10 protein-coding genes and 1 pseudogene are annotated in these 9975 nt (G+C 49.9%); 4 read left to right on the top strand and 7 right to left on the bottom strand.

Features of this window, described 5'->3' with window-relative positions; all coding sequences use genetic code 11:
• The first annotated feature begins 78 nt into the window (after window positions 1-78).
• Genes minC through minE form a run of 3 tightly spaced genes read left to right on the top strand, consistent with a single transcriptional unit; the run spans window position 79 to window position 1842 of the window.
• Window positions 79-741, top strand: coding sequence for a septum site-determining protein MinC (gene minC, locus BZG79_RS07105; protein WP_077460183.1), 663 nt, complete (start codon window positions 79-81; stop codon window positions 739-741).
• A 17-nt stretch (window positions 742-758) separates the two neighbouring features.
• The gene (gene minD, locus BZG79_RS07100; protein ID WP_077460182.1) at window positions 759-1571 is read left to right on the top strand and encodes a septum site-determining protein MinD; all 813 of its coding nucleotides are present in this window, start codon (window positions 759-761) and stop codon (window positions 1569-1571) included.
• Between the two features lies 1 nt (window position 1572).
• Window positions 1573-1842, top strand: a complete 270-nt coding sequence (minE, locus tag BZG79_RS07095) for a cell division topological specificity factor MinE (RefSeq protein WP_077460181.1) — start codon at window positions 1573-1575, stop codon at window positions 1840-1842.
• A gap of 56 nt (window positions 1843-1898) precedes the next feature.
• On the opposite strand, the gene rnd is transcribed toward minE, so the two are convergent.
• The 7 genes and pseudogenes from rnd to BZG79_RS07060 all read right to left on the bottom strand — a co-directional run bounded on the left by rnd (window position 1899) and on the right by BZG79_RS07060 (window position 9335).
• A complete protein-coding gene (gene rnd / locus BZG79_RS07090; protein WP_077774061.1) occupies window positions 1899-3032 on the bottom strand; it encodes a ribonuclease D in 1134 nt (377 codons plus the stop codon).
• 85 nt (window positions 3033-3117) lie between these two features.
• Window positions 3118-4809, bottom strand: a complete 1692-nt coding sequence (gene fadD, locus BZG79_RS07085) for a long-chain-fatty-acid--CoA ligase FadD (RefSeq protein WP_077774059.1) — start codon at window positions 4807-4809, stop codon at window positions 3118-3120.
• A gap of 121 nt (window positions 4810-4930) precedes the next feature.
• Window positions 4931-5890, bottom strand: a complete 960-nt coding sequence (locus BZG79_RS07080) for an alpha/beta hydrolase (protein ID WP_242414138.1) — start codon at window positions 5888-5890, stop codon at window positions 4931-4933.
• A 16-nt stretch (window positions 5891-5906) separates the two neighbouring features.
• Window positions 5907-6449, bottom strand: coding sequence for a Slp family lipoprotein (locus BZG79_RS07075; protein WP_077774058.1), 543 nt, complete (start codon window positions 6447-6449; stop codon window positions 5907-5909).
• Window positions 6450-6473: 24 nt separating this feature from the next.
• Window positions 6474-6773, bottom strand: a complete 300-nt coding sequence (locus tag BZG79_RS07070; RefSeq protein ID WP_021022441.1) for a hypothetical protein — start codon at window positions 6771-6773, stop codon at window positions 6474-6476.
• Window positions 6774-6807: 34 nt separating this feature from the next.
• Window positions 6808-7503: a tRNA (adenosine(37)-N6)-threonylcarbamoyltransferase complex dimerization subunit type 1 TsaB gene (tsaB, locus tag BZG79_RS07065; RefSeq protein WP_077774057.1), complete on the bottom strand. Its 696-nt coding sequence runs from the start codon at window positions 7501-7503 to the stop codon at window positions 6808-6810.
• Window positions 7504-9335: pseudogene (locus BZG79_RS07060) on the bottom strand (ATP-dependent DNA helicase). It abuts the gene before it with no gap.
• A 158-nt stretch (window positions 9336-9493) separates the two neighbouring features.
• Here BZG79_RS07060 and BZG79_RS07055 point away from each other — a divergent pair.
• Window positions 9494-9975 (top strand): formyltransferase family protein (locus tag BZG79_RS07055; RefSeq protein ID WP_277918953.1); only part of this gene is annotated, 482 nt, incomplete at its 3' end.

The raw sequence follows: 9975 nt of genomic DNA, 5'->3' as shown, positions 1-9975 counted from the left end.
GTGAATATACCATGCTATTCAACGTCTGATAATGCACGTCTGACTCGTGTTTTAACGACAGAACCGGGATCGAATCACATGCTTAAACAACCGGAGTTGAAAGGCTCTACTTTCACCCTATCCGTCCTCCATCTTGTTGACGATAACTTCGCCGCGGCGGCTGATGTGCTGGCCGAGAAGGTCACTCAAGCACCTGGTTTTTTTGAAGGTGCCCCCGTTGTGGCTGATGTTCAACGCCTTTCTCAATGTCCTGACATCAGTGCGTTAAAGCGCTGTTTACAGGCAACGGGAATGATTCTTATCGGACTGACTGGGGTCACGCACAACCATACACGCCAACTTGCGCTAGATTCGGGACTGGCCGTGCTTAAATCAAGTAAGCAGTCACGGATCGCAGATCCGATACAAACGCCAGCAAAAGTGGTCACCGCGCCTGTTCGTTCCGGCCAGCAAATTTATGCTAAAAACGCAGATTTGGTCATCTTGAATCATGTGAGCGCCGGGGCAGAAGTGATTGCCGATGGCAGCATTCATATTTATGGCGTGCTACGAGGCCGAGCAATTGCCGGCGCATGCGGACAAAAACAAGCACGCATTTATTGTCAGAACCTTCAGTCAGAATTATTGTCAGTGGCAGGTAGCTATTGGCTGAATGATAAGATTCCACCAGAACATGTTGAGCGGCCAGCCATGGTGTCGCTTAATCAAGAAAGCTTACAGATTGACCCCCTCACGCTATAACAGAATAAGGACGAGGAATGGCACGAATTATTGTAATTACTTCCGGCAAAGGTGGCGTGGGAAAAACCACCTCAAGTGCAGCATTAGCGACCGGATTAGCATTAACAGGCAAAAAAACAGCGGTTATCGATTTTGATATCGGTTTACGTAACCTGGACTTAGTGATGGGGTGTGAACGCCGTGTTGTCTACGACTTTGTTAATGTCATTAATGGTGAGGCGAATCTCCATCAAGCATTGATTAAAGATAAACGCGTAGAAAACTTGTTTATTCTACCCGCTTCTCAGACACGCGATAAAGATGCGCTGACCAAAGAAGGGGTTGAACGTGTTTTAAAAGACATGGACGAGCTTGGTTTTGAATACATTATTTGCGACTCTCCTGCGGGCATCGAGGCTGGCGCATTAATGGCGCTGTATTTTGCTGATGAAGCAATTGTCACGACCAATCCTGAAGTGTCATCTGTACGCGATTCTGACCGTATTCTTGGCATTCTTGACTCTAAATCACGCCGCGCAGAAAACGGTGAGGAGCCGGTTAAACACCACTTATTAGTCACTCGTTATAACCCTGCACGTGTGACCAATGGCGAAATGCTAAGTGTCGAAGACGTTGAAGATATTCTACGTATTCCTCTGCTGGGCGTGATCCCGGAAAGCCAGTCGGTATTACACGCCTCGAACAAAGGTGAGCCTGTTGTGCTTGACCAAGAGTCTGACGCAGGCCAGGCCTACGAAGATGCCATCGCTCGTCTGCTGGGTGAAGAGCGCCCCTTCCGCTTTATTGAGGAAGAGCGTAAAGGTTTCTTAAAACGCTTATTTGGAGGCTAATGTGGCATTGCTAGAATTCTTCCGGCCCACTAAGAAAAAGTCCGCCAACATCGCGAAAGAGCGTTTACAGATTATTGTTGCCGAGCGTCGTAGTGCCGATAGCCCTGCTCCAAACTATCTGCCTCAGCTTAAGCAGGATATCTTAGATGTCATCCGGAAATATGTCGATATTGCGCCAGACCAGGTATCGGTTAGCCTCGAGCAAGGGGATGATGATCTGTCTGTTTTAGAGCTAAATGTTACGCTCCCCGAGGAAGGAAAGGACCACTAATACGGCCCCTTTTTCTCAAAAACACGAAAGCGGTGCACGAGCACCGCTTTTTAGGTTTAGGCAGTTGGCTTTTTGGGAATAACCGCTAACAGAGCATCGCCAATTAACGTGTAACGCCATCCTTTTGCCAACTCGGGGCGCTTCTCTTCTTGGCAATCATCTCGCCATACCCAAGTAATCAGCTGATTCAGCTGTTTTTTGGAGCCAATAAACTCTGGCGCTAATCCAGCGTTATCAGCCGCTTCTTGCACTTTTTCTTTAATTGCTTTGATCACCGCTTTATAGCCTGGTTCATCAACCAATCGTGTCAGCGCTGGCGGGCATTTATCCGCAGTCACCTTGTCAGCCTGTTTTGCGATTTTTATCAGTGTTTGTGCATGATAGCGAATTTCAAAGCGATCAAACCCATGTTCCTGCATTTGCTCTACTGTGCGTATATCGTATCGCGCCATTTTCCAAAGGTGCTGTTCTTTGACGATAAAATTAAGCGCCATATCACGACGTCGTGCCTCTTTGGCTCGCCATTTTGCCAACGCTTGCAATACTGCCAATTGTTGTGGATTCAACTGCCAAGCATATTTAATCTCTCGATAGACAGCATCATCCGCCTTTGGCTGCTGTTTTTTCAGGCAAAGCAGTGCGCACTCCTCGACGATAGCCTCTTGCCACGGTGTCTGCGCTAAGGCGTCAGACAACGCCTGATAAAGTGGCATCAAATAGTAAACATCTGCTGCGGCGTAGTGCTTTTGCTTGTCGGTCAGTGGCCGTGCACACCAGTCAGTGCGTGACTCGCCCTTGTCCAGCGCCACACCGACATAACGCTCAACTAAGCTTGCAAACCCTTCCGATACACCATGGCCTAAAAATGCTGCCATGATTTGGGTATCAATCATTGGTGTCGGTAGCGCACCCGCATGGTGTAGAAACACCTCTAAGTCTTCACTGCTCGCATGTAGTACCTTAGTCACGCTGACGTCGGCCATCAGTGCCCACAAAGGCGATAAATCGTCAATCGCGATAGGATCGACTAGCGCGAGGCACTCCCCGTCATAAAGCTGAACTAAGCCCAGCTGAGCATAGAAAGTGCGAGTGCGGACAAACTCGGTATCGACCATCACGGTTGCTTGCTGACGAAGACGCGTGCATATAGCCACGAGTTGTTGAGAAGAGGTGATCAGTTGATAGTTCACAAAAAAGCCCATAAAGAAAATGCCGGCGATGCCGGCATTTCGTGATTCGTTATCGCTAGTTTACCCTTTTCTGGGTCGGTTCGCATCAAGCCGACGCTTTTTGCGCAGGCGCCTCAGACTCGTCTCTTAACTCACGACGCAAAATTTTACCAACATTGGTTTTAGGTAATTCATCCCTAAATTCCACCACACGCGGTACCTTATAGCCCGTAAGATGCTTACGACAGTGGGCAACGAGATCATCTCGCGTGAGCGAGGGATCTTTTTTCACCACACAGATCTTCACCAACTCGCCCGAGTTTTCGTTAGGCTGGCCAATCGCTGCAACCTCGAGCACTTTTTCGTGCAGGGCGACCACGTCTTCCACTTCATTTGGGTAAACATTAAAGCCTGATACCAAAATCATGTCTTTTTTGCGGTCAACAATGTGCAAGAAACCATCATCATCAAACTGCACCACATCACCGGTCGCTAACCAGCCATGTTCATCAATGCTCTCCCGTGTGGCTTCAGGCCGATTCCAGTAGCCTTGCATCACCTGTGGGCCACGTACTAGAAGCTCACCGGGTTGATTATCGGCGACGTCGTTACCTTCATCATCGACAATACGGACCTCAGTCGAGGGCACGGGCAAACCAATTGAGCCATTGTAGTCTCGCAGATCGTACGGATACGCGGCAACCAAAGGTGAGCATTCGGTTAACCCATATCCTTCGAGTAAGTGCTTACCCGTCAGTTTTTTCCAATTTTCAGCCACTGCACGCTGTACCGCCATGCCTCCTCCCACGGTCAAACGTAGGTTCGAGAAATCGAGCTCATGGAAATCTTCGTTGTTGAGCAAGGCATTGAATAACGTATTCACGCCAGTGATCGCGGTAAATGGATATTTTTGTAGCTCTTTCACAAAACCTGGAATATCACGCGGGTTAGAAATCAGTAAGTTCTGCCCCCCCATCTCGATAAACAACAGGCAGTTTACGGTCAACGCAAAGACGTGATAAAGCGGTAATGCAGTTACCACCACTTCTTCACCCGTATTAAGCACCGGCTGGTAGGTACCTTTTGCTTGATAGACATTCGCCAACATATTGCGGTGGGTTAAGATAGCGCCTTTCGCCAATCCAGTGGTGCCACCCGTGTACTGGAGGAAAGCGACATCATCGCCTTTCAAGAAAGGCTTAACGTATTGCATTCGGCGACCACGACTCAGCGTTTGGCGCATCGATGTGGCATGAGGCAAATGATACTTGGGTACCATTTTCTTCACGTATTTGACCACAAAGTTCACCAAGGTTCCTTTGGCGCGCGGGAGTTGCTCGCCTAAGCTGGTCAAAATCACATGCTTGACTGGGGTATTGTCGACCACTTTTTCTAATGTATGGGCAAAGTTACTGACAATCACAATGGCCTTTGCTCCCGCGTCCGTCAGCTGGTGCTCTAACTCACGAGGGGTATATAACGGATTGACGTTAACAGCAACACAACCGGCACGTAAAATGCCGAATAAAGCAATCGGATATTGCAGCAGGTTTGGCATCATGATCGCAACGCGATCGCCTTTTTTCAGCTTCAGCTCATTTTGCAAATAGGCCGCAAACGCGCGGCTACGCTCTTCCAACTTACGAAACGTCATCACCTGCCCCATATTAATAAAGGCAGTCTGGTCGGCGTACTGTTGAACAGAATGTTCAAACATTTCAATAAGGGAGCGATGAGCATCTGGATCTATTTCCGCCGGCACATCCGACGGGTAACGATTAAGCCATACCTTTTCCACTGGCTTTCTCCTATATTTCTGCTGGTCGGCTATTTGGCCCACTTCGATCGACGCAAGGTATAATTCAAACAAGTGTTTAACCTGCCTACCATAACGTTAACATTATTTTTACACGAGCATTTTAAGTGCGCGTTTGAATTTTGGTCACAAAATCCGTTATCAACGACACAGTTTGTTGCGGTTGTTGAAGGTGGCAATGATGGGTTCCGGGAAGCTCAGCGAGGGTGAGTTGTTGAAACCACGTTGCCCGGATGGCCGCATCTGTTGAGCGAAATGCAGGATACCCATCTGTCGCCCGAATCGCCAGTACTGGGCAATTGATCGCTCGAATAATCGACTCACTGTGAGCTGGCGACATCCGATAAAGCGCTTCTGCGCCTAATTTGGGGTCATGACGCCAGCGTACGCCTTGTGTACACACCGAAAGTCCTCGAGCCACCAAAGGCAGAAGTGCCTCAAGCGACACTTTATTTATCGAGGCGCGTAATCGTAGCGCCTTAAGCGCCGAATCAAAGTAACGGGGGGCCTTTGTTCGTAAAATGGCCCGTTGATTCAAGCTGTTTACAAAACGTTCAGTGACTGTCTGCTCAGGTTCCGCGATCGGGCCGAGCGCTTCAATGGTCACCATGGCATCAATACTATCGGGGAAACTGGCCGCATAACAGCTAGCGACCACCCCACCCAGTGAATGACCCACCAGCACCACCGGCCCTGTGTGACCGAGCAGCGGGAGCGATGAGTGGTTCAGCACTTGGTGCAGATCATCAAGATAGTCAAAAAACGGATAATAATAATCACCGGGTTTGTGTTCCGATAAACCATGCCCTGGCCAATCAAACAGAATGAGCCCAAAATCTTGCGGCAATAAAGGAAGCAGCGAATGAAAACTCGCGAGATTATCTTGCCAACCGTGCATGAWCACTAATGTCGGTGCGCCATGGCTGGGCGTACGCACAGCCGCCGCTACCTGAATGTCTGCAAGCGGGATAGATGTGGCGACCAACCCCGAGCAAAGGCCCACTTGCTCAGGGGGCTGGGCCAATAAAGCATCAAGCTTTGCACTTAACGGTGTGGATAGCATGGCGACCCGTTATGGGTTAAGGAAGGGTAATCACGCTTTGCACATGCCCGGTACCGACACCGATACGAAGTCGAGAACAATACGACCCGTAACAATACGGCCTGTCATCATCAATCACTTGTTGCTCAATATTCCATAATTGATGTCCTTTCACCTTAAGCACTGGGTAATCATAGGCGTACGCATCGACCATACCTTGCTGGCGTGAGTCAAAGTCGCCGAGAATGGTAATCGGCCGCCCTTTGGCATAATCAGCAGGCTCCACAAACCCATCAAAAACGGCTTTAAAACGCCCGAGGGATGAGGCCTTAATATCGGGACGTCCCGCATCTGAGATTGGTAAAGCAACGATTTCTACAACCGAGTCAGACTCCCGGTTGTTGACACCGACAATCATCCCGCCTAAGCGCACTTCTTCGCCTCGTTGCGCCTCAGTCATTTTCGCCACAACTGGATATTCAGTCACGGGCTGATCCATGCGTCCTTTGAGTGTCTCCGGCAACGTTGAGCAGCCGGTTAAAGCCAAGGCACCAAGAACGACTAGCCAATAAGGTTTCATACAACACACTCCTTTTGTGCGCCATTAAACGTATATATCGACCCCAACCAAGCTCAACAGTTCCTCTCGCCGTGTTTGGTTTAACACGGCGAAATAAGATTCCATTGCCTGCCGACCTCGACCATCAGGTAAATCATATTGCACCTGTTGCTGCGCTTGCTCAGCCTGCGCAACCGACACTGGGTCAACGCGCTGGCGAACCGCGTTAGCAACTTGCGTCGTCTTCGGCGTTTGCTTGCGTGTGGCTTTCTGTTTGTTTGCCGCACGCTGGGATTGATTAGATCGGGTCGTCTGTGGGGACGGTACACCGTTAATCGATACCATATTCGCTTCCTATGCTCACCGACCGACTACCGGCCTACTCTCGCCCGGGTAATTTCTTCCACGTGACTTTATCTCGCAAATAGGTAGGGCTGGCTAGCTCGGCGGCCACCGCTTCTCCTGACTGGTACGCGTGTTGTGCAATCGCGATCATATCTTGCGCTTGCGGGTACAACACGTCTGACCTGACGCTTTGCAATCCCAACTGGGCCTCTAGATTAGGATAGGCAGGCCAGCCGGTTCCTGCCAATGTCCAAACACCTTGGTTCGAGTGAGGTGAAAGCGCATCGGGTGCGACGACCACTTCCTCACCTAAACACTGCCAACGGCCTGTTTGTGTGCGTTGGTACTGACCGACATATAACTCGCCCATCCGCGCGTCAATCGCAGCGAGAACATGGGTTGCGCCGCTCAGTCGGTAGCTTTGTGCCGCCATCGCCTCTAGCGTCGACACGCCAATCATGGGCAAATCCGCGCCAAAAGCGAGTCCTTGGGCAATACCAATACCAATGCGTACACCGGTAAAACTGCCCGGCCCGCGGCCGAACGCCAACGCATCCACCTGGCTGAGCGCGACGCCGGCTTCTGCCAGGACTTCATCAACCATCGGCAGGATCTTATTCGTGTGTTCGCGTGGGGCGATTTCACTGCGTGAAATAACATGATCGCCACAACTAAGTGCCACTGAACAATTCTCCGTCGCCGTATCGACGGCAAGTATTTTTAGCGTCATTTAACCCTCTATAGGTTGATGTGATAAATGCGAGTGAACGGTTTTATTGTCAGCCTCTGAGGGCGACAAAAAATCGTCAATATGGTTAAGCTCCCGTGTCCGTGGGATAGCAGGTAAACTGCGTAAAAAGGTCGCGCCATAGGCACGGGTGACTAAGCGGTTATCACAGATAATCAATGCGCCATAGTCTTGTTGATCACGAATCAATCGCCCCACGCCTTGTTTAAGCGTGATCACTGCTTCGGGAATTTGTACCTGAGCGAAGGGATCGCCACCTTGCAATTTGCAGTCTTCAATGCGTGCTTTTAATAAAGGATCATCCGGCGACGCAAACGGCAACTTATCAATGATAACGCAACTCAAGGCCTGGCCTCGTACATCAATGCCTTCCCAAAATGCCCCTGTCGCCACCAATAGCGCGTTACCTAAAGACAAGTATTCTGCCAATAGGCGCTGTTTAGGCATTTCGCCTTGCATCAACACCGGCAATGACAACTGCTCGCGAAATAACGCCGAGAGCTCACGGACCATTTGGTGCGACGATTAAACGGGCTTTCCAGCGTCATTTGTTGTTTGGCATCGATCCCTAATCGGTGATTAAAGTGGCCAAAATCCCCCTCTACGGCCAAGGTGGCCGAGGTGAATATCCATGCACCGCCTTGTTCGGCCATTTGTTCACGAAAACGGTCCGCTACGGATAATGGCGTAATATTCAAGCTAAAATGATGGCGTGTACATTCATACCAGTAGGAATATCCGGTTATCGACGTATCGCGAAGGCGCGTTAATCGGGCTTTAAACAGCGTAATACGGTCAAATGCGGCATCCAATAACTGGCTTCGCCCAAGCGACAACTTGACGACGTCATGAACTAAATCGAGGGCATCGGACAGTCGCACCAGTTCTTTTTCAACCACGGGCGACGCTTGAAGCTCGCGCCAATTGCCTCGAAACCCTGGCTCCCCCATTACTAACCGCATATCCATCGCTGCTTGCGAGAGGCGATCGGCCACTTTTTCCAGTTGGCGGGTATCACGAAGTTCGGTCCGGTAGGCGATATGAATATCTTTCGCGGCATCTTGAAGCTGTCGGCTTGACAAAGACTGGCCAAAATACTGGCTGGCGATATCGGGCAATTGATGCGCTTCATCAAACACCATCACATCGGCATCTGGGATCAGTTCACCAAAGCCGGTTTCTTTGATGGCGACATCTGCCAAAAATAAATGATGATTCACCACCACCACATCGGCATCCATCGCGCGGCGCCGCGCTTTCACTACATAACAATCTTCATAGCTCGGGCAGTCTTTCCCCAGACAGTTATCATTGGTAGAGGTCACAACAGGAATGAGCGGACTGTCTTCGGCAAGCGCCTCGCATTCACTCAAATCGCCTGATTCAGTATACGATGACCACTCACGAATTTTGACCAACTGACTCAGTTGTCCCGGTTCACTATCTGGGCGGTGACACTCGCTGATTTGCCGCTCTAAACGTTCAGGACAAAGATAATTGACCCGGCCTTTGAGTAGCGCCGTGGTACCGGTATAGCCCAGCGCAGACTTCATCAAGGGTAAATCGCGATGGTAGAGCTGCTCTTGCAGGTTTTTCGACCCGGTACTGATAATCGCTTTTTTGCCGCTTAACAACACCGGGGCCAGATAGGCATAGGTTTTCCCGGTTCCTGTGCCCGCTTCAACCACTAACTGGCCTTGTTCACGAATGGCCGTATCGACAGCGATCGCCATATCTGTTTGCGGTTGGCGAGGCACGAAGCCGTTAATGGCTTTAGCCAGCGCGCCCGTCTCTGAGAAAACCTTACGGATCATTGGATAAATACACAGGGGAAAGAGAGCATTATGCCAAACCCCCAAAATGGATCAAACCATTCAGGGTCGAAAGCCAAGATCACTGCGAAAATCACTTTGACCTAGCCCGCCAGACAGGGTAAAACCGAGGGTTTAATAATAAGCAGCACAGTATCAGCATGGAACGAAAAACACTACTCACGGATTGCCCTGACGCTCAAGGCTTAATCGCTACCATTACCAATATTTGCTACAAACACCAACTCAATATTATTCATAACCGCGAATACGTTGATCACGCCACCGGTCAGTTTTATATGCGCACCGAGCTGGAGGGAATTTTCAACGATCATACCTTGCTATTGGATCTTGACCACGCATTACCCCCCGGTAGTCAGCGTCAATTAGTCAGTTCGCGTCGCAAACGTGTGGTGATCATGGTCACCAAAGAGTCGCATTGTCTCGGCGATATTTTGATGAAAGCGTATGACGGATCGCTCGATATAGAGATTGCCGCTGTGGTAGGGAATTACGATAAGTTACAGCCTTTAACCGAGCGGTTTGATATCCCGTTTCACTTTGTTAGCCATGAAGGATTAAGTCGCGACGAGCACGAGCAAGCGATGATTAAGGCCATTCAAGGCCACCAGCCTGATTATAT

Source organism: Salinivibrio sp. MA427 (assembly GCF_001996115.1).
Lineage (GTDB): Bacteria > Pseudomonadota > Gammaproteobacteria > Enterobacterales > Vibrionaceae > Salinivibrio > Salinivibrio costicola.
This window is presented reverse-complemented; position numbering and strand designations above follow the sequence as displayed.